This window comes from Pseudomonas sp. UBA6315 (assembly GCF_002438125.1).
GTDB classification, from domain to species: Bacteria; Pseudomonadota; Gammaproteobacteria; order Pseudomonadales; family Pseudomonadaceae; genus Aquipseudomonas; species Aquipseudomonas faucium.
Map to the genome: position 1 here is coordinate 1 of NZ_DJTF01000165.1, position 20071 is coordinate 20071.

Annotated in this window: 17 protein-coding genes; 5 read left to right on the forward strand and 12 right to left on the reverse strand. The window is 65.7% G+C overall.

Going from position 1 to position 20071, the window contains the following annotated elements; genetic code table 11:
- The first annotated feature begins 14 nt into the window (after positions 1 to 14).
- The 3 genes from B3E94_RS19140 to asd are packed head-to-tail and all read left to right on the forward strand — an operon-like array spanning position 15 to position 3278.
- A complete protein-coding gene (locus tag B3E94_RS19140; protein ID WP_286914712.1) occupies positions 15 to 1550 on the forward strand; it encodes an HDOD domain-containing protein in 1536 nt (511 codons plus the stop codon).
- A 45-nt stretch (positions 1551 to 1595) separates the two neighbouring features.
- Positions 1596 to 2405 (forward strand): rhodanese-like domain-containing protein, encoded by an 810-nt coding sequence (locus tag B3E94_RS19145; protein WP_286914713.1) that lies wholly within the window; start codon positions 1596 to 1598, stop codon positions 2403 to 2405.
- A gap of 9 nt (positions 2406 to 2414) precedes the next feature.
- Positions 2415 to 3278 carry an archaetidylserine decarboxylase gene (gene asd, locus B3E94_RS19150; protein WP_286914714.1) on the forward strand — a complete coding sequence of 288 codons (864 nt, stop codon included), beginning with the start codon at positions 2415 to 2417 and terminating at the stop codon, positions 3276 to 3278.
- Between the two features lie 124 nt (positions 3279 to 3402).
- Here asd and serB read toward each other — a convergent pair whose 3' ends face one another.
- Positions 3403 to 4617, reverse strand: a complete 1215-nt coding sequence (gene serB / locus B3E94_RS19155) for a phosphoserine phosphatase SerB (protein ID WP_286914715.1) — start codon at positions 4615 to 4617, stop codon at positions 3403 to 3405.
- A gap of 135 nt (positions 4618 to 4752) precedes the next feature.
- On the opposite strand from serB, the gene B3E94_RS19160 reads away from it, so the two are divergent.
- Positions 4753 to 6222: an AhpA/YtjB family protein gene (locus tag B3E94_RS19160; protein ID WP_286914716.1), complete on the forward strand. Its 1470-nt coding sequence runs from the start codon at positions 4753 to 4755 to the stop codon at positions 6220 to 6222.
- A 144-nt stretch (positions 6223 to 6366) separates the two neighbouring features.
- Here B3E94_RS19160 and B3E94_RS19165 read toward each other — a convergent pair whose 3' ends face one another.
- The 9 genes from B3E94_RS19165 to B3E94_RS19205 form a co-directional block, all read right to left on the reverse strand.
- The gene (locus B3E94_RS19165) at positions 6367 to 7077 is read right to left on the reverse strand and encodes a PqiC family protein (protein ID WP_176516111.1); all 711 of its coding nucleotides are present in this window, start codon (positions 7075 to 7077) and stop codon (positions 6367 to 6369) included.
- A gap of 174 nt (positions 7078 to 7251) precedes the next feature.
- Positions 7252 to 9510, reverse strand: coding sequence for a DNA topoisomerase IV subunit A (gene parC / locus B3E94_RS19170; protein ID WP_176516113.1), 2259 nt, complete (start codon positions 9508 to 9510; stop codon positions 7252 to 7254).
- Between the two features lie 10 nt (positions 9511 to 9520).
- Positions 9521 to 10039 carry a retropepsin-like aspartic protease family protein gene (locus tag B3E94_RS19175; protein WP_286914717.1) on the reverse strand — a complete coding sequence of 173 codons (519 nt, stop codon included), beginning with the start codon at positions 10037 to 10039 and terminating at the stop codon, positions 9521 to 9523.
- On the reverse strand, positions 10036 to 11022 hold the full coding sequence (locus B3E94_RS19180; RefSeq protein WP_176516117.1) for an esterase-like activity of phytase family protein: 987 nt from the start codon (positions 11020 to 11022) through the stop codon (positions 10036 to 10038). Before B3E94_RS19180 ends, B3E94_RS19175 begins: the two co-directional genes overlap by 4 nt.
- Positions 11019 to 12923, reverse strand: coding sequence for a DNA topoisomerase IV subunit B (parE, locus tag B3E94_RS19185; protein WP_286914718.1), 1905 nt, complete (start codon positions 12921 to 12923; stop codon positions 11019 to 11021). Before parE ends, B3E94_RS19180 begins: the two co-directional genes overlap by 4 nt.
- Before the next feature lie 35 nt (positions 12924 to 12958).
- Positions 12959 to 13567: a YqiA/YcfP family alpha/beta fold hydrolase gene (locus B3E94_RS19190; RefSeq protein WP_176516120.1), complete on the reverse strand. Its 609-nt coding sequence runs from the start codon at positions 13565 to 13567 to the stop codon at positions 12959 to 12961.
- Between the two features lie 210 nt (positions 13568 to 13777).
- Complete coding sequence (cpdA, locus tag B3E94_RS19195) at positions 13778 to 14581, reverse strand: 3',5'-cyclic-AMP phosphodiesterase (RefSeq protein ID WP_286914719.1); 804 nt, start codon at positions 14579 to 14581, stop codon at positions 13778 to 13780.
- Positions 14582 to 14666: 85 nt separating this feature from the next.
- Positions 14667 to 15119, reverse strand: coding sequence for a DUF1249 domain-containing protein (locus tag B3E94_RS19200; RefSeq protein ID WP_027920723.1), 453 nt, complete (start codon positions 15117 to 15119; stop codon positions 14667 to 14669).
- Entirely contained in the window at positions 15110 to 15727 is a 618-nt protein-coding gene (locus B3E94_RS19205; protein ID WP_286914721.1) for an NUDIX domain-containing protein, read from the reverse strand. The genes B3E94_RS19200 and B3E94_RS19205 overlap by 10 nt, the downstream gene beginning before the upstream one ends.
- A gap of 185 nt (positions 15728 to 15912) precedes the next feature.
- On the opposite strand from B3E94_RS19205, the gene B3E94_RS19210 reads away from it, so the two are divergent.
- Complete coding sequence (locus B3E94_RS19210; protein WP_176516124.1) at positions 15913 to 16659, forward strand: RsiV family protein; 747 nt, start codon at positions 15913 to 15915, stop codon at positions 16657 to 16659.
- Here the strand turns inward: B3E94_RS19210 and cytX are convergent.
- Complete coding sequence (gene cytX, locus B3E94_RS19215; protein ID WP_286914722.1) at positions 16628 to 17911, reverse strand: putative hydroxymethylpyrimidine transporter CytX; 1284 nt, start codon at positions 17909 to 17911, stop codon at positions 16628 to 16630. The two genes, B3E94_RS19210 and cytX, sit on opposite strands and share 32 nt — an antisense overlap.
- A gap of 144 nt (positions 17912 to 18055) precedes the next feature.
- Positions 18056 to 19942: a phosphomethylpyrimidine synthase ThiC gene (gene thiC / locus B3E94_RS19220; protein WP_286914724.1), complete on the reverse strand. Its 1887-nt coding sequence runs from the start codon at positions 19940 to 19942 to the stop codon at positions 18056 to 18058.
- Positions 19943 to 20071: the final 129 nt, after the last annotated feature.

Genomic DNA, 20071 nt, shown 5'->3' on the forward strand with positions numbered 1-20071 from the left:
GGACTGATGTCAAAATGCCAATGGAATCCAAGGTGTCCACTCAGAATCCGCGTACCCTAGAGGCCTGGGTAAAGCTGCTCGACGGTGTGCGTGTACCGGTGCCGAAGCAGAGTTACGACCGGGTCATGAGCGCCATCAACGATAGCCGCCGCTCCTTGCGCGACATCGCCGAACTGATGCAGGACAGCCCGGCCCTGGTGCTGTCGGTGATGCGCGAGGCCAATCACTCGGCCAACGCCAGCCAGGCAGAACCGGCCGAGAGCCTGGAAATCGCCCTCAACCGCCTGGGCCTGGCGCGCACCCGCGAGCTGCTCACCCGCCTGCCGGCAGTGCCGGAGGCCGAGGTTCCGCCAGTGCTGGGCCAGTTCCTGATGATCAGCCAGCATGCCGCGCAGCAGGCCAGCGGCCTGTTCGCCAGCCGCCTGGCGCGGCTGTGGCAGGAAATCCACTGGGGCAGCCTGCTGTTCCTCTCGCCGCTGTGGCCCATGGCGCTGACCTGCCCCAAGCTGCTGGACACCTGGGAGCTTCGGGTTATCCACAAGGGCGAAGAGGCCGCCGAGGTCGAAGAAGAGCTGTTCGGCGTGCGCATCATGGCCCTGTGCCGAGCCGTGGCCGAACAATGGCGCCTGCCGCAGTGGGTCACCCAGGGCTACCGCCTGCTGCTCGAAGAACGCGAGCAACTGGCCCAGGTGCTGAGTATCGCCCGCGACGAAGACCTGCTCAGCCAACAGCACCGCCTGGACGAAACACCGGGCCTGCGCCGCTGGTTCAACCAGCCCGCCAACACCGTGCTGCTGGCCAACAACCTGGCGCTGGCCGCCCAGGTAGGTTGGGACAACCCGCACCTGCTGCGCTGGCAGCTGCTGACCGCGCTGTACCTGCAAACCTCGCTGGAAGACGTGCAGCAGCAGGTTCACCAGCAAGCTGCCGCCAGTGCCCGGCGCCATGCCCGGCACGCGCTGTTCCACCCGGCCGAGGCATTGCTCTGGCCCTGGCAGCAACGCCGCCCGCACCCCGACATGCTGGCGCCACCACCGCCCAACGCCGAGCAGCTCGGCCTCTGGCGCACCCTGTGCCAGGGCCTGCTGGCCCAGCCCAGCCCGTTCAGCAATCGCGTGCACCTGGCCACCCAGGCGCGCGAAGCCCTGCAGGCATGCGGCATGCAGCGCATCCTGCTGCTCAACCTGGACAAGGCCAACGACCTGCTGCGCGTCCAGCAAGCGGCCGGCCTGCCGAAGGAGGCGGCGGCAATCGCCCTGCCCCTTACCCAGAACAAACTGCTGCAGAAGCTGGTCAGCAAGGCCGGGCAACTGCGCCTGACGCCAGAAAACCACGGCCAGTTCTCAGCCCTGTTGCCGCCGGCGCTGCGCGCGCTGTTTCGCAGCGAACATGTGCTGCTGCGCTCGCTGGCGGTCAATGACCAGGTGCTGATGCTGGCAGTGGCCGACCAGGGCGGCAAACCGCTGGCCAACGTCAGCGTGCAGGCCTTTGGCAAGACCGCGCAATGCATCGAACGCGCCCTGGCGGTGTTTGCCAATCGCAATGCCTGACCCTTGCGCTACAATCGCCCCCTCTTTCCACACTGGAGACCGTGGATGACAGACTTTTCCGGATTGCCCCTGGTGATCGAGCCCGAGGATCTGCTGCCGCGCCTGGGCTCAGCGCAACTGATCCTGGTCGACCTGAGCAGCGCCAACCGCTATGTCAGCGGCCACATCCCCGGCGCGCGCTTCGTCGAGGGCAAGCGCACCCAGCTGGGCCTGCCGCCTGCGCCCGGCCTGCTGCCGGCCGTTGCCGACCTGGAGAAACTGTTCAGTGAGCTCGGCCATCGCGACGATGCCGTCTACGTGGTCTACGACGACGAAGGCGGCGGCTGGGCCGGGCGCTTCATCTGGCTGCTCGACGTGATCGGCCACCGGGCCTATCACTACCTCAACGGCGGCATCCAGGCCTGGCCGGCCGACAAGCTGGTCACCGACGTGCCGCCTGCGGCCAACACGCCTGTGCGCCTGCACGTGCATGGCGAGCCCACCGCCACCCGCGAATACCTGCAAAGCCGCCTGGGCGCCGACGACCTGGTCATCTGGGATGCCCGCGCACCGCAGGAATTCAGTGGCGAGAAGGTCCTGGCAGCCAAGGGCGGGCATATCCCCGGCGCCATCAATTTCGAATGGACCGCCGGCATGGACCTCAACGACCACCTGCGCATTCGCCAGGACATCGCCGAAGTCCTGCAGCAACTGGGCATCACGCCCGACAAGGAAGTGATCACCCATTGCCAGTCACACCGCCGCTCCGGCTTCACCTATCTGGTGGCCAAAGCCCTCGGTTACCCGCGCATCAAGGCCTACGCCGGGTCGTGGAGTGAATGGGGCAACCACCCGGACACGCCTGTAGAAGTTTAAGGAACCTGCATGAAATCCCGTTTGTTCATCATCAGCCAGTACCTGCTGCCGCACCACCTGCTGTCGCGGTTGGCCGGCTGCGTCGCAGAGTGCCGCGCACGCTGGTTCAAGAATGCCTTCACCGCCTGGTTCGCCAAGCGCTACCAGGTGAACATGAGCGAAGCGCTGGTCGAAGACCTGAGTGCCTACGAGCACTTCAACGCCTTCTTCACCCGTGCGCTGAAGCCGGGCGCGCGCCCGCTGGACGAAACCCCGGGGGGGATCCTCTGCCCGGCCGACGGTGCCGTCAGCCAGCTCGGCCCGATCGAGCACGGCCGCATCTTCCAGGCCAAGGGCCACAGCTTCAGCGCCCTGGAACTGCTCGGCGGCGACCCGGCCCTGGCCGCGCCGTTCATGGGCGGCGAGTTCGCCACCATCTACCTGTCGCCCAAGGACTACCACCGCGTGCACATGCCGCTGGCCGGCACCCTGCGCGAAATGGTCTATGTGCCGGGCCGCCTGTTCTCGGTGAACCAGACCACGGCGGAAAACGTCCCTGAGCTGTTCGCCCGCAACGAGCGCGTCGTGTGCCTGTTCGATACCGAGCGCGGGCCGATGGCCGTGGTGCTGGTCGGTGCGATGATCGTTGCCTCGATCGAGACGGTCTGGGCAGGCTTGGTCACGCCGCCCAAGCGTGAGCTGAAGACCTTCCGCTATGACGAAGGCAGCCGTGCGCCGATCCACCTGGAAAAAGGTGCGGAGCTGGGCCGCTTCAAGCTGGGCTCCACGGCCATCGTGCTGTTCGGGCCGGAGCAGGTGAAATGGGCCGAAACCCTGGGTGCCGGTTCGGCTACCCGCATGGGTGAGCTGCTGGCGGTGCCTGCACAGGGTTGATTCGCCCTCGGGGCTGCTTTGCAGCCCTTTCGCGACACAAGGCCGCTCCTACAGGGGATCGCGTACACCTGTAGGAGCGGCCTTGTGTCGCGAAAGGGCCGCAAAGCGGCCCCAATATTTCAGATCAGACGCGGGCGTCGCGGTCGCGCAGCCCCAACAGATACAGCACCCCATCCAGCCCCAGGGTCGAAATCGCCTGCTTGGCCGACTGACGCACCAGCGGCTTGGCGCGGAAGGCCACACCCAGGCCCGCCAGCGACAGCATCGGCAGGTCGTTGGCCCCGTCACCCACGGCAATCGTCTGCTCCAGCTGCAAGCCCTCTTCGCTCGCCAGCTGCTGCAGCAGTTCGGCCTTGCGCTGGGCATCGACGATCGGCTCCACGGCCACGCCGGTCACCTTGCCGTCGACCACTTCCAGCTCGTTGGCGAACACGTAGTCGATGCCCAGGCGCGCCTGCACCTGCTTGGCGAAGTAGGTGAAGCCACCGGAAAGGATCGCGGTCTTGTAGCCCAGGCGCTTGAGTTCGGCGAATAGGTTCTCGGCGCCTTCGGTCAGGCGCAGAGAAGCGCCGATCTCGTCCAGCACGCTGACATCCAGGCCCTTGAGCAGCGCCATGCGCTCCTTGAAGCTGGCGCGAAAATCCAACTCGCCGCGCATCGCCCGCTCGGTGATGGCCGCGACCTGCTCGCCGACGCCCGCCGCCTTGGCCAGCTCGTCGATGACCTCGGCTTCGATCAGCGTCGAGTCCATGTCGAACACCGCCAGGCGGCGGTTGCGGCGGAACAGGTCGTCCTTCTGGAAGGCAATGTCGATGCTCAGCGCTTCGGACAAGGCAAAGAAGTCGGCGCGCAGGGCCTGGGCATCGCTCGGCACGCCACGCACGGAAATTTCCACGGCAGCCTTGCCTTTTTCGCTCGCGGCATCGAGGCCAACGCGGGCAGACAGGCGCTCGATGCGCTCGATGGTCAGGCCGTACTGGCTGATGACCGCACTCACCCGCTGCAGTTGCTCGGGGGTGATCTTGCGGCTGAGCAGGGTGACGATGTGGCGAGCCTCGCCGTGGCCATCGGCCCAGTGCTGGTAATCGGCCTCGGAAATCGGTGTGTAGCGGGCCTGCAGGTTCAGCTCATGGGCCTTGGACTGCACGCTCTGCAGCAGGCTGGTGGCCACTTCGTTGTCCGGGATATCGACCAGGATGCCGAACGACAAGGTGCCGTGCATGACGGCCAGGCCGATGTCGAGGATGTTCACACCGCCCTGGAGCAGGACGCCGGTAATTGCGGCGGTGAGACCGGGACGGTCCTCACCGGTGATGTTGATCAGGACGATTTCGCGCACAACCTGGCTCCGACTTCGATGAAAAATGCGCATTCTACCGATTTTCCGTGACCATCGGGCGCCATCGATACTTTGCCGACAAAACACGGGTCGCTATACTGCGCAACACTTTTCCGCCACTAAGAGCCGCGCTCTGTGAACCGGCCCACGCCCGTCAAACCAGACAACTTCTTCCTCATGATCTTCCGTGCCCTGCGCCAACGTCGCGTTCCACTGGCACTGCGCATCGCCAGCACCAACATTTTCCTGGTGGCGCTGGCGTTGGTGATCTATGCCTGCGTGATGGGCCTGCAGTTCAAGCAGGCCATGCACGAACAGGCCGACGCCCTTGGCCAGAGCCTGACCACCCAGACCGCCACCTCGGCGACCGAGCTGCTGGTGTCCAACGACATCCTCAGCCTCAACGTGCTGTTGGGTAACCTGGTGAAGAACCCCTTGGTGGCCCACGCGGCGATCTACAGCGTCGACAACCGCATCCTCGCCGAGGCTGGCCAGCGCCCGCGCAACAGCCTGCTGGGCGAGACGCAAGGCCTGTACCAGACCAAGATCACCTTCCAGGACGTAACCGCCGGGCAGTTGCGCATCAGCCTGGACATGAACCAGTTCCAGCAGCCGATGCTGATCAGCCTGCAGAGCATGGGCATCCTGGCCGCGATCCTGCTGGCCCTGGCGCTGAGCCTGAGCCTGCGCCAAGGCCGTCACATCACCCTGCCGCTGCTGCAGCTGCGTGTATGGCTGCGCGACCCGCACCCCTACACCCCGGCGATCGACCGCCAGGATGAGATCGGCGATATCGCCCGCCAGCTGCACGCCCGCCTGGCTCCACCGCCACCGCCGGAGCCGGAGCCTGCGCCTGAAGAAGAAGCGGAAGACGAGTTCGACGACCTGCACGAGGCTGCGCCCGCGCCGGCGCCCAAAGCTGCGCCACGCGCCAAGGTCACGGCCGACGTCGACGAAGACGACGACGAGGCCTTTGCCGGGCTGCTGGACGAAGAGCCCGCGCCCAAGCCGGCCGTGGTCAAGTCCGACGAACCGCAGTACACCGCGGTGCTGGCGGTGCAGCTCGGCTCCCAGGAGCAACTGCGTCGCCTGCCGCGCACACGCCTGACCGAACTGCTGGAGCGCTACCGCGACTGCCTGGAACAGGCGGCGTCGCTGTACGAGGGTGAAACCTTCACGCTCAATGACGGCAGCACCCTGGTGCTGTTCCACAGCAGCGACTGCGGCGAGGACTACCTGACCAACGCCATTTGCTGCGGCGAGCTGCTGCGCGCCCTGGGGCACGCCCTGCAGATCGAGGTAGCCGACAGTGGCATCACCCTGCAACTGCAGCTTGGCCTGACCCTGGGCGACGACCTGCAGGGGCTGGAGCAGGTCGACCTGCTGCTGGAGGAAAAGGCCCAGGATGCCCTGGCGCTGTCCCAGCACAGCCGTAACCTGTTGCTGGTGGAGCGGCCGATCAGCGATGACGCACTGATTCGCCAACGTGCCCGCATTCGGCCGATTGCCAGCCCTGAGGGCGCCTGCTGCGTGGAGCGGTTGATGGAGCCTTATCCGTCGATGCTGGAGCGCCAGCTGGCGCGGATGCACGAGCGCAGGGCCTGATACCGCAGCGGCCTGATCGCCGGCAAGCCGGCTCCCACAGAGCTTGCACCTTGCCTTGTGGGAGCCGGCTTGCCGGCGATGAGGTCGGTACTGGCAATAAAAAAGCCCGCACATGTGCGGGCTTTTTCGTGACTGGCGCAAGTATCAGAACCGATAGACTTCCATATCGGTACGGATCGGCGAAGCCATCGGGATCTTCGACTTCTCCGGCTCCTTCTTCACCTGCACCGGTGCTGCAGGCTTCTTCGGCGCCTCCTCGGCGATCGCCGGCTGGTTGGCCAGCGGCTTGACCGCCGCGCTCAACTGTTCGGCCAGCTTCTGCAACAGCTGCCCCTGAGCCTGCACCTGCGACGACTCGGTACCCTCATGCTGCTGCTCGAGGTGAACGATGCGGTTGTCGCGCACATGGCCACGGCGGTCGAGCAAACGCCATTGGGCGTCGAGAATCGCCGGCTGGTTCTTGCCCGAGTCCAGGCGGGTGATCGACAGCAACACCTGCACGTCTGGCGAGAAGCCGGTGCTGGCCGGCGACAGCACCACGCGCTGGCTGTCCAGGCGCCAGGCCAGCTGACGCACCAGCAGTTGATCGATGTCTGCCGACAGGCTACCCGCCCAACGACCGTCGGTCGCCGAACTCAGGCTGCCATCGGCCTGGCGCTGCAGGAAGGTTTCACGTTGCAGGTAATCGGCAATCGACACCGGGCCGAGCACCACGGCCATGCCCGCACTTTGCGAAGGCTGGCCAGGATCACCGCTGTCGAGCTGATACAGGGCAACCGGCTGATGCATGCTGCATCCGCTCAGCCCCAGCAAGCCCGTCATCAACAGCGCAAATGGAAGGCGCAGAAATTTCATTCATCCCATCCAAGCGGTCGCCCCCGGCAAACCGCAGTGATACTGATATTCGTTCATTCGGGCACACGGCCACGCCGGCACCGCAAGGGCACTATCATCCGCGAAATATCGGCCCGACTCCAGCATTTCCGCCTGGAACGGCGCTGAAAATGCCGTTCCAGACCACTCATCGGGTCAGGCCGGGCCTTCTACCTGCAACCCATCGACGCGCTGGAAGCCGCGTGGCAGCTTGCTACCACGCCGGCCGCGTTCACCCTTGTAATGCTCGAGGTCGTCGGGCTTCAGCGACAGGGTACGCTTGCCGGCTTGCAAAACAAGGGTCGCACCCTCGGCAATCACGGCCAGGTCGGTGACATATTCTTCACGACTGGCCACTCGATCACCTGGCACGCCAATGATCTTGTTGCCCTTGCCTTTGCCCAGCTGCGGCAGGTCGGCCACCTTGAACACCAGCAGGCGGCCTTCGGTGGTCACTGCCGCCAGCCAGTCCTGCTCACGGTTGGCCACCGGGCGCGGGCTCATCACCTTGGAGCCGTTGGGCAGGCTGATCAGGCCCTTGCCGGCCTTGTTCTTGGCCTGCAGGTCTTCACCCTTGACCACGAAGCCGTAGCCGGCGTCGGACGCCACCACATACAGGGCATCGTCTTCAGGCAACAGCACGCATTCGAAGGTCGCGCCCGGCGGCGGCGTCAGCCGGCCGGTCAGCGGCTCGCCCTGGCCCCGCGCCGAAGGCAGGCTATGGGCTGGCAGCGAGTAACTGCGCCCGGTGGAGTCGATGAGCACGGCAAATTGGTTGGAACGGCCAGCGGCGGCGGCCTTGAAGCCATCGCCCGCCTTGTAGGAAAGGCCGGTGGCATCGATGTCGTGGCCCTTGGCGCAACGCACCCAGCCCTTCTCCGACAGCACCACGGTGACAGGCTCGGTCGGCATCAGCTCGTTTTCGGACAGCGCCTTGGCCTCGGCGCGCTCGACGATCGGCGAACGGCGCGCATCGCCGTAGGTTTCGGCATCCTTGATCAGTTCGCTGCGCACCAGCTTGCGCAGCTTGGCGTCGCTGCCCAGCAGGGCCTGCAGCTTGGCCTGCTCCTTGAGCAGCTCGTCCTGCTCGCCACGGATCTTCATCTCTTCCAGGCGCGCCAGCTGACGCAGGCGGGTCTCGAGGATGTATTCGGCCTGGATCTCGGACAGCTCGAAACGGGCGATCAGCGCCTGCTTGGGGTGCTCCTCGGTGCGGATGATATGGATCACTTCATCCAGGTTGAGGAACGCGGTGAGCAAGCCTTCCAACAGGTGCAGGCGCTTCTCGACCTTGTCCAGGCGGTGCTGCAGCCGGCGACGAACGGTGCCGATGCGGAACTCCAGCCACTCCAGCAGCAAGGCGCGCAGGTTCTTCAGCTGCGGCCGGCCATCGAGGCCGATGATGTTGACGTTGACCCGGTAGCTGCTTTCCAGGTCGGTGGTGGCGAACAGGTGCTGCATCAGCTCCGCCGCATCCACCCGGTTGGAGCGCGGGATGATGACGATACGGCAGGGGTTCTCGTGGTCCGACTCGTCACGCAGGTCGGCGACCATCGGCAGCTTCTTGGCCTGCATCTGCGCGGCGATCTGCTCCAGCACCTTGGCGCCGGAGACCTGATGCGGCAGCGCGGTGACGACGATGTCGCCGTCCTCGACGCGGTACACCGCACGCATGCGGATCGAGCCACGGCCGCTTTCGTAGATCTTCAGGATCTCGGCACGCGGGGTGATGATTTCGGCTTCGGTCGGGTAGTCGGGGCCCTGGATATGCTCGCACAGCTGCTCGAGGGTGGCCTTGGGCTCGTCGAGCAGGCGCACGCAGGCGCTGGCCACTTCGCGCAGGTTGTGCGGCGGAACGTCGGTGGCCATGCCCACGGCAATGCCGGTGGTGCCGTTGAGCAGGATGTTCGGCAGGCGCGCCGGCAACACCGCCGGCTCCTGCAGGGTGCCGTCGAAGTTCGGCACCCAGTCCGCGGTGCCCTGGCCCAGCTCGCTGAGCAGCACTTCGGAATAGCGCGACAGCCGCGCCTCGGTATAACGCATGGCGGCGAACGACTTCGGATCGTCCGGTGCACCCCAGTTACCCTGGCCATCGACCAGCGTGTAGCGGTAGCTGAACGGCTGCGCCATCAGCACCATGGCCTCGTAGCAGGCCGAATCGCCGTGGGGGTGGAACTTGCCGAGCACGTCGCCGACGGTACGCGCCGACTTCTTGTGCTTGGCATCGGCATCGAGCCCCAACTCGCTCATGGCATAGACGATACGTCGCTGCACAGGCTTCAGGCCATCGCCGATATGCGGCAGGGCCCGGTCCATGATCACGTACATGGAGTAGTTGAGGTAGGCCTGTTCGGTGAAGTCAGCCAGCGAACGGCGTTCGACGCCGTCGAGGCTGAGTTCCAGTGAGTCGCTCATGCGGGCCTCGTCATTTCAGGTTCTGGCGCAGCAGCATGGTGCCGCCGCGCTGGGTAAATTCAAGTTGTTTCAGTGCGCTCATGCCGAGCAGCACGGTTTGCCCATCCAGCCCAGGCACCACCAGGGCGCGCACGTTCTGCAGGCGGATATCGCCAAGCTGCAGGCTGTCCAGGCGCGTGCGGTAGCCTTCGGTACGGCCATTGGCGGTACTGAGCATCCCCGGGCTGCCACGCTGCAGGGCCAGGTCGCGGGCCAGCACCTCGGGGATCGCCACGTCGGTGGCGCCGGTGTCGAGCATGAAATGCACCGCTTGGCCGTTGATCGCGCCATCGGCCACGAAATGGCCCTGGCCGTTGCCCAGCAGGCGCACCTCGATGAAGCCTTCACCATGCGCCGATTGCACCTGGGCGTTGGGGTTGCTCTGGCGCGTCTCCCAGTCCCCGAAGAAACGCGTGGCGAGGAACATCGCCGCCGCCCAGGCGACGATCATCAGTACCCTGCCCGCACGCTTGCCCGGTGCCTGGCTCATGGCTTGGCGCTCCAGCCACCTTGCGGTGCGTCGAAGCGCCAGACCACCGGCCGGCTTTCGCCATCGGCGCGGTCGCCGTTGTTGTTGTCGATACCGACCCAGGCGCCCTTGGCGTCGATCACCAGGGCTTCGGCCAGGCCGAACGGCTGATCGTAGAGGCGCTGCGGTACCAGCGCATCGGCGGCGAACGACCAGCAGCGCTCGACCTTGCCGCTGTCGGCATCACGCCGGCAGATGCGGTAGGCATTGCGTTCGAGGGTGAACAGCTTGCCCTCGAACCAGGCCAGGTCGGCAAAATCCCGCGCCAGCGCCCGCGCGTTGGGCATCTGCGGCGGCTGCATTTCCACCCCGGCCTCGCTCAGCAGCACGCAGGTGGCGCCGCAGGTCCACACCGACTGCTGGCGCTCGATCGCCACCAGCCCGCGGCGCTCGCGCTCGGCGGCCAGCCACAGGCGATCGCCGGCGGGGTTGATCGCCAGGCCTTCGAACAAGGCATTGAAGTGCAGCAGCATGCCGCTGGCACGAGCCTGGCGAATCATCGCCGGGTCGATCTTCAGCCAATCCGGCTCACCTTCGAGCGGCAATTGCAGCACCGCCGCATGGGCTTCGCTGACCAGGTAGATGTTGTCGGCCTGATCGCAGGTGATGCCTTCGTAGTCCAGCTCGCCTCCGCGGATGTACGACGCGGCCCAATTGCGGGTCTTCAAGCCCCAGGGCAAGCCGCTCTCCGGCACCGGCGGCGGCGTGAAGGTCAAGGGTTGGGCGCGCCACACGCTGCCTTGCTGATCGAGGCGGTAGATGCGGTCGTCGTCGCGGTCGGAAACTCCCCACAGCGCGCCACGGCAAATGGCCAACCCGGAAAGGTTGCCACCGCGCATGCCGTCGATCGGGTGCTCGGCTACCAGCTTCAGCTCTGGCCAGTTGCCCGCCAGGCTTGGCAGGGCAACGAGGCTCAGCAGCACTGCGGCCAGCAGACGAATCAAACCAGGACCTCGGCCAGGTTGCCTTTGGTTTCCAGCCAGTTCTTGCGATCGCCTGCGCGCTTCTTGGCCAGCAGCATGTCCATGATCTCGGTGGTGCCCGGCAGGTCGTCCAGGGTCAGCTGGACCAGGCGCCGGGTGTTCGGGTCCATGGTGGTTTCACGCAGCTGCGGTGGGTTCATCTCGCCCAGGCCCTTGAATCGCGTGACCTGTGGCTTGCCGCGCTTCTTCTCGGCGACCAGCCGGTCAAGGATGCCGTCGCGCTCGGCTTCGTCGAGCGCGTAGTAGATTTCCTTGCCCAGGTCGATGCGGTACAGCGGCGGCATGGCGACATACACGTGGCCAGCTTCCACCAGCGGGCGGAAGTGCTGGACGAACAGTGCGCACAGCAGGGTGGCGATGTGCAGGCCGTCGGAGTCGGCGTCGGCGAGGATGCAGATCTTGCCGTAGCGCAGTTGCGACAGGTCGGCGGCGCCGGGGTCGACACCGATGGCCACGGCAATGTTGTGCACTTCCTGGCTGGCCAGCACTTCGCCGCCGTCCACTTCCCAGGTGTTGAGGATCTTGCCGCGAAGCGGCAGGATCGCCTGGAACTCCTTGTCCCGCGCTTGCTTGGCCGAACCACCGGCGGAGTCGCCCTCGACCAGGAACAGCTCGGCGCGCATCGGGTCCTGCCCGGCGCAGTCGGCCAGCTTGCCCGGCAACGCCGGGCCCTGGGTGATGCGCTTGCGCTCGACCTTCTTGCTCGCCTTCAGGCGGCGCCCGGCGTTGCTGATGGCCAGCTCCGCCAGCTGCATGCCCACTTCGGGGTGGGCGTTGAGCCACAGGCTGAAAGCGTCCTTGACCACGCCCGAAACGAAGGCCGCGGCCTCGCGGGACGACAGGCGTTCCTTGGTCTGCCCGGAGAACTGCGGCTCCTGCATCTTCATCGAGAGCACGAAGGTGATGCGTTCCCAGACGTCTTCCGGCGCCAGCTTCACCCCACGTGGCAGCAGGTTGCGGAACTCGCAGAATTCGCGCATCGCATCCAGAAGGCCCTGGCGCAGGCCGTTGACGTGGGTGCCGCCCTGGGCGGTGGGGATCAGGTTGACGTAGCTTTCCTGAACGCTGTCGCCACCTTCGGGCAGCCACAGCAAGGCCCAGTCCACGGCCTCCTTGTTGCCGGCCAGGCTGCCGCAGAACGGCTCGTCAGGCAGGCGCAGGTACTCGCTGACCGAGTCGACCAGGTAGGAGCGCAGGCCGTCTTCGTAGTGCCACTCGACCTTCTCGCCGCTGGCCTTGTCCTCGAAACTCACCAACAGGCCCGGGCACAGCACGGCCTTGGCCTTGAGCACGTGCTTGAGGCGGCTGATGGAGAATTTCGGCGAATCGAAATACTTGGGGTCCGGGCTGAAGTACACGCTGGTGCCGGTGTTGCGCTTGCCGACGCTGCCGACCACTTCCAGCTCGCTGGCCTTGAAGCCGTCGGCGAAGGTCATCTGGTACTCGTTGCCGTCGCGCTTGACGCGCACGCGCACTTGGGTCGACAGGGCGTTGACCACCGAGATGCCGACACCGTGCAGGCCGCCGGAGAACTGGTAGTTCTTGTTGGAGAACTTGCCGCCGGCGTGCAGCTTGGTGAGGATCAGCTCGACACCCGACACGCCTTCTTCGGGGTGGATATCCACCGGCATGCCGCGGCCATCGTCGCTGACTTCCAGCGAGTGGTCGGCATGCAGGATGACCTGGACCGACCGGGCGTGGCCGGCCAGGGCTTCGTCGACGCTGTTGTCGATGACTTCCTGGGCCAGGTGGTTCGGCCGGCTGGTATCGGTGTACATGCCCGGCCGCTTGCGGACCGGGTCAAGGCCCGAGAGGACTTCGATGGCGTCTGCGTTATAGGCGCTAGCGCTGGGATTGGCCATGGGTTCTCGTCGTCAGTCTGGTGAATGCGAAAAAATCAAAATACAGAAAAATCGAGTGCCGCGTATTGCTGCCGGGCAACCCCGGCGAACGCCAGCAGGGCCGGCAGCTGCGTGGCAAAGCCCTGGTAGCTGTGGTCGCCACCGGCCTGGATGCGCAGGGCACAGGCTCGGTAATAGCGTTCGGCGTCGCGATAGTCCAGGGTTTCATCGGCGGTCTGCAACCACACTTGATAGCGGCTGGGGTCTTTGAGTGCCGGCACTTCCAGTTCGGCCAACGCCTGCACATGGTCGTGGGTCAGCTCCCAGGTTTCACCGGTGTAGTGGTTACGCTGGCTGCCGAGATAGCCGTCGAAGCGCTTGTGCGGGGTGACTGCCGGGTTGACCAGCAGCGCCTTAAGACCATGGCGCTCGGCCAGGTGGGTGGCATAGTAGCCGCCGAGCGAACTGCCGACCAGCAGCGGCGCACCCAGCTCGGCGATGGCCGCTTCGAGTTGGGCGATGGCCTGGCGCGGGTGATGGTGCAAGGCGGGCAGGCGCAGTTGGGCCGACAGCCCGAGCTGCTGCATCACGGCCTCTAGTTGGCGCGCCTTGGTAGACAGTGGAGAGCTGTTGAAGCCATGGATATAGAGGATGGAACCCGACATGCTGCCCCCGGAATCTTAGGCTTCGCGCCCGTGGGTGCGGGCGCAGGGATGCGCAGTGTAGCGTGTTCGCCGGGTTTTGGCGCCGCGCCAGGTTTTTCGCAACAATTTCGGCGGCGCCTTGCGCTCCAATCGCCGGCAAGCCGGCTGCCACTGGGCCTTCATGTGGGAGCCGGCTTGCCGGCGATTGGGCTGCGCAGAAGCCCCAGTTCCTCAATACCCCGGGCTGTCGAAGTCGAGCCTGACCTCGAAGTCCGTCGCTCGCTCCACGCCGGTTTCCAACCGCCCGTCCGCATGCAGGCGCAGCCACCGATACCCCGGCTGCTCCTCGCTCACCTTGAAGTCCTCGCTGCGCGCCGCGAACTGGATGCAGGTGGACGGCGTGGCCAGCAGGCGCAGGCCATCGCGCACTTCATCCCATGGCTGGTGGATATGCCCCCAGAGCAGGGCCTTCACCTGTGGATAACCCGCCAGCCGCTGCATCAGCTCATCGGCATTGCGCAGGCCGATCGGCGCGATCCAGGCGCAACCGATATCCACCGGCTGGTGGTGGCAGCACACCAGGCAATGCCGCTCGCCTGCCGTTGCCAGGGACTCGTCGAGCACGGCCAACTGGTCCTGCGCGAGCAGCCCATGGGTCGCCCCGAGCACGGCCGTGTTGAGCATCACCACGCGCCAGCCACCCACGTCGGTCACCGCCTGCACCAGTTGCGGCGCCACCTCGGCCATCACCCGCGCCTCGTCATGGTTGCCCGGCAACCAGCGTGCAGGCGCCCCCAGCCCGGCGGTCAGATCACGAAATGCCTGGTAGGACGCGACGCTGGCGTCCTGGGACAGGTCCCCCGTGCACAGCAGCAGGTCGATACGCGGCTGCTCGCGCCGTACCTGGTCGATCACGTGGCGCAGGCTGTCGCGGGTGTTCAGGCCCAGCAGCGTGCCCGCCGGGTCGGCGAACAGGTGAGCGTCGGTCAGTTGCACCACATGCACGGGTGCCGGGGAAGGGTCTGGGTGCGGCAACGGCCGTCTCCTCGAGCGGATTCAGCGGGAATTATGGCGCTGCAGCCGCGCCGCGCAAACCGTCGAAGCAGACTGCCGTCACATTTCAGCGCACACTTGCCAGTTCGTGGCCGCAGGCCAGGCAGTGGCTCAGCCATTCGCCGAGGAACAGGTTGAGCTGGGCTTTCTCGTCCGGCTGGTGCATCGCTTCGTTGGGATACGGGTAGATGCTGCGCAGGCGCCGGGTGTGTTCGGCGCTGACCACTTCGGCCATGCGCGCATCGTGGTACACCTGCACTTCCAGGTGCGGCACCGGCAGCCAGGGCAGGCTGTGCTCCTGGCGCACCCGCAAGGTGGTGGTGTAAGGGCAGGCCAGCAGCACGTCGAGCACCAGCACGCCCAGCATCTGGTCGCCCTGGGTCATGCCGATGCGCCGCGAGCTCTGGGTGGTGCGCATGTCGGGCAGCAGGCGCATGAGCCGGGCATAGTTGGCCTCGCAGGCTGCTTGCAGCCCGGCCAGGTCGACCCGATAACGCTCACGCAGCAGGTTCACTTCCACATACCTCGGACTTCATCGCGGTTCAGGGCCAGCCATTGCAGGCCGATGATGGTCGCCGCATTGCAGATGCGCCCATCGCGCACGGCTTGCAGGGCATCCTCGAACGACCACACGCGTACCCGGATGTCCTCGCCCTCCTCCTCCAGGCCATGCAGGCCACCGGCGCCTTCGCTGGTGCAACGCCCGAGGAACAGGTGCACGTATTCATCACTGCCGCCAGGCGAGGGGAAATAACGCGTCATCGGCCACAGGGCGCTAAAGGTCAGGCCGGCTTCTTCCTCGGCTTCACGGTGGGCCACTTCTTCCGGTTGCTCGTCCTTGTCGATCAGCCCGGCGACCATCTCGATCAGCCAGGGGTTGCCGACCTTGTCCAGCGCCCCCACCCGAAACTGCTCGATCAGCACCACTTCATCGCGCTGCGGATCGTAGGGCAGCACGCACACGGCGTCGTGCCGCACGAACAGCTCACGGCTGATCTCACGGCCCATGCCGCCTGCAAACAGCTCGTGGCGCAGGCGCACCCTGTCGAGCTTGTAGAAGCCCTGGAAGCAATTGGCCCGCTCGATGATCTCGAAGCCCTTGGGCACTGAATTGAACGCGTCTGACATGGAAATCCTCATTACCTCAACTACCGCTTCGCGCCATCCTACTCTGCACGCCTGCCGGTTTCATCCCTTTCCGGCAACCGTTCGCCCAGTCGGGACAGCACGCCTTCTCTCTGTTAGCTTAGTGGCGAACTGAAGGCCGCGCAGACGGTCAAAGGCCGACTTTTCCCTGTTCTGCAAGGATCATCATGACACTTGTCAAACTGACTTCCGTGGCGGTGCTGGCCTTGGCCCTGGGGGCCTGCCAGAGCCTGTTCACACCCAACTACCGCGCCCCGCTCGAGGTCAAGCGCGACGCCTGGGAGCACATCAAACCTGGCTGCAGCGCCAGTGACTGCCCCCTGGTGAACATCGACACCGTGCACTTCCCGGCCCTGCCAAAACTCGACGCCATCGTCGAGAAGCGCCTGCTGCAGCTCACCGAAGACAACCAGCATGGCACCGCGCCGGCCACCTTGCAGGCCTACGAGCAGCAGTACCTGGCCAATGCCGACAAGCGCAACAGCAGCTACCTGCAAGCCAAGGTACGCGAGCAGCATGACGGCCTGGTGATCGTCGAACTGTCGAGCTACCTCGACAGCGGCGGCGCCCACGGCATGCCCGGGCGCGCCTTCATCAACTATTCGCGCAAGCAGGACAAGGTGCTGACCCTGCAGGACATGCTGGTGCCGGGCCAGGAAGACACCTTCTGGAAGACCGTGGAAGAATCCCACCGCGCCTGGCTGATCAGCGTGGGCATGGACAAGGACGCCGAGTTCGTCAAGACCTGGCCGTTCCAGAAGTCCCCGCACATCGCCCTCACCTACGGCGCGGTAGTGGTCAAGTACGAGGTCTACACCATCGCGCCCTATTCCATGGGCCACGTGGAGCTCAAGATCCCCTACCCGCGCCTGAACGGCGTGCTCAAGCCTGAACTGTTTCCCGGCCGCGGCTGAGGCTCAGTAGCGCATGCAGCCCACCTGCCAGCAGCAGTGCTGGCAGGGTCGCACCCAGCGACGGCGCCTGCGCGGCGATCAGGTGATAGACCGCAACACCCACCACCCAGGCCAGCAGCGCCTGCCAGTGCAGCCCGTCGATCTGTGCCGGGGCACGGCGGCGGCGCACCAGGTAATGGTCCACCAGCACCACGCCGAACAGCGGCGCGAACACCGAACCGATCAGCAGCAGGAAGTTCTCGTACTGCGCCAGCGGCGCCAGCAGCGCGATCAACGTGCACAGCACGCCGATGGCCAGGGCCAGGTGCTCGACCTTCACCGGCACCAGCAAGCCGCTGGAAACGGCAGCCGAATGGATATCGGCAAAGGCCTTTTCCGACTCGTCCAGCAGAATCAGCAGCAACGGGATGCCCATGCCGGCGCCCGCCAGGGCCAGCAGCAAGGCATTGACCTCGCCGCTCGGGGCAAAGGCCAGGGTGTAGGCCACACCCAGGCTCATCAGCCAGGTATTGCCAATGAAGTAGCCCAGCACGGTGCCGCCGAACACGCGCTTGGCACTGCTGGCAAAACGCGAGTAGTCGGCGATCAGCGGCAGCCACGACAGCGGCATGGCGATGACGATGTCAAAGCCCACCGCCAGCGACATCGAACCATCGCCACCGCGGCTCCACAATTGGGCCAGGTCGGCCTTGGCGAACAGGTTCCAGGTCAGCCACAGGCAAGCGCCCATCAGCACCCAGATGCCCCACTTGCGCAGGATCTTGCGCACGAAGGCCAATGGCCCGCTGACCGCCAGCAGGGTGGCCAGGCCGCCGAAGCACAGGGTCCAGAGCATCGGGCTGTTCCACAGGCTGTGTTCGCCGAAGGTGCGCGCGCCCAGCAGGCTGGCGGCGTCACGCATGACGATGATTTCGAACGCGCCCCAGCCCACCAGTTGCAGCAGGTTGAGCAGCGCCGGCAGGCGCGCGCCGTGGCGGCCCAGGCTCAGGCGCAGGGTGGCCATGGCCGAGAGGCCGGTGTCACTGCCGATCACGCCGGCGGCGCCCAGCAGCAGTACGCCCACGCCCGTGCCCAGGGCGATGGCCAGCACCGCGCCGGCCAGGCCCAGGCCGGGGGCGAGCATGGCGCCCACTTGCAGGACCATCAGGCCGATGCCGAGGGAGAACCATAGGGAGAACAGGTCGCGGGCGCCGAACGGACGCTGGCTGGAAGGGACCGGGTGGTCAGGGGAAAAGTGGCTGGGGGTGGTCATTGTTATGTTCGCCGGAAGAATTGATGGACTACAGCCGCCTTTGTGGGAGCGGGCTTGCCCCGCGAAAGGGCCAGGCCTGCCAACCGCGCTGGCCCAGCTGACGCTTTCGCGGGGCAAGCCCGCTCCCACAGGGGAGTGGCGTTGTTACACTTTTTTGTACAGCTGGCTGCCTTCCTGGCGGAACCGCTCGGCCTGCTCGCGCATGCCATCCTCGACCGCCACGTCCACCGCCTCGACGCGCTGGTTGGCGGCGTATTCACGCACCTCCTGGGTGATCTTCATCGAGCAGAACTTCGGCCCGCACATCGAGCAGAAGTGCGCGACCTTGGCCGATTCCTTGGGCAGCGTCTCGTCGTGGAAGGCCCGTGCGGTGTCCGGGTCCAGGCCCAGGTTGAACTGGTCTTCCCAGCGGAATTCGAAGCGCGCCTTGGACAGCGCGTTGTCACGAATCTGCGCGCCGGGGTGGCCCTTGGCAAGGTCGGCGGCGTGGGCGGCGATCTTGTAGGTGATGATGCCGGTCTTGACGTCGTCCTTGTTCGGCAGGCCCAGGTGCTCCTTGGGCGTGACGTAGCAGAGCATGGCGCAACCGAACCAGCCGATCATCGCCGCGCCGATACCCGAGGTGATGTGGTCGTAGCCCGGGGCGATGTCGGTGGTCAGCGGGCCGAGGGTGTAGAACGGCGCCTCGTCGCAGCACTCCAGCTGCTTGTCCATGTTCTCCTTGATCAGCTGCATCGGCACGTGGCCCGGGCCTTCGATCATGCACTGCACGTCGTGCTTCCAGGCGATCTTGGTCAGCTCGCCGAGGGTTTCCAGCTCACCGAACTGGGCCGCGTCGTTGGCGTCGGCGATCGAGCCCGGGCGCAGGCCGTCGCCCAGCGAGAAGCTGACGTCGTAGGCCTTCATGATTTCGCAGATCTCGTCGAAATGCGTGTACAGGAAGTTCTCCTGGTGATGCGCCAGGCACCACTTGGCCATGATCGAGCCACCGCGGCTGACGATGCCGGTCACCCGCTTGGCGGTCAGCGGCACGTAGCGCAGCAGCACGCCGGCGTGGATGGTGAAGTAGTCCACGCCCTGCTCGGCCTGTTCGATCAAGGTGTCGCGGAACAGCTCCCACGTCAGGTCCTCGGCGATGCCGCCGACCTTTTCCAGCGCCTGGTAGATCGGCACGGTGCCGATCGGCACGGGCGAGTTGCGGATGATCCACTCGCGGGTTTCGTGGATGTGCTTGCCGGTGGACAGGTCCATGACCGTATCCGAACCCCAGCGGATGCCCCAGGTCAGCTTGGCCACTTCTTCCTCGATCGAGGAACCCAGCGCGCTGTTGCCGATGTTGCCGTTGATCTTCACCAGGAAGTTGCGGCCGATGATCATCGGCTCCAGCTCCGGGTGGTTGATGTTGGCCGGGATGATCGCGCGGCCGCGGGCGATTTCCTCGCGCACGAATTCGGCAGTGATTTCTTTCGGGATGCTCGCGCCGAAGCTGTGGCCGGCGTGCTGCTGGCTGAGCAGGCCGGCGGCGCGGGCCTCTTGCAGCTTCATGTTCTCGCGGATGGCGACGTATTCCATCTCGGCGGTGATGATGCCCTGGCGCGCGTAGTGCATCTGCGTGACGTTGGCGCCGGTCTTGGCCCGGCGCGGGTTGCGCACGTGGGCGAAGCGCAGCTTGGCCAGTTCGGCATCGTTCAGGCGCTGCTGGCCGAAGTTGGAGCTCAGGCCGGCCAGGCGCTCGGTGTCGCCGCGGGCGTCGATCCAGGCCGAGCGCACATCGGCCAGGCCTTTGCGCACGTCGATGATGACATTGGGGTCGGTGTACGGGCCGGAGGTGTCGTAGACCAGCACCGGCGCATTGCTTTCGCCGCCGAAGTCGGTGGGGGTGTCGTGTAGGCTGATTTCGCGCATGGGCACGCGGATGTCCGGGCGCGAGCCTTCGACATACACCTTGCGCGAACGCGGGAAGGGTTGCACCGACTGCTGGTCGACTTGCGCCGACTCGCTGAGGTTGATCGTTTTTTCTTGTTTGCTCATCACAGGCTCTCCAGACGTCTTCCTTGCGGGTGGAATGTCGGGGAGAACCTGAAAGACGCGAACGCACCCCTTGACGGGTGTGCAGTGCCGGATGGAGGGGTGCCTTGAGCTGCATGCAGCTGCGACATT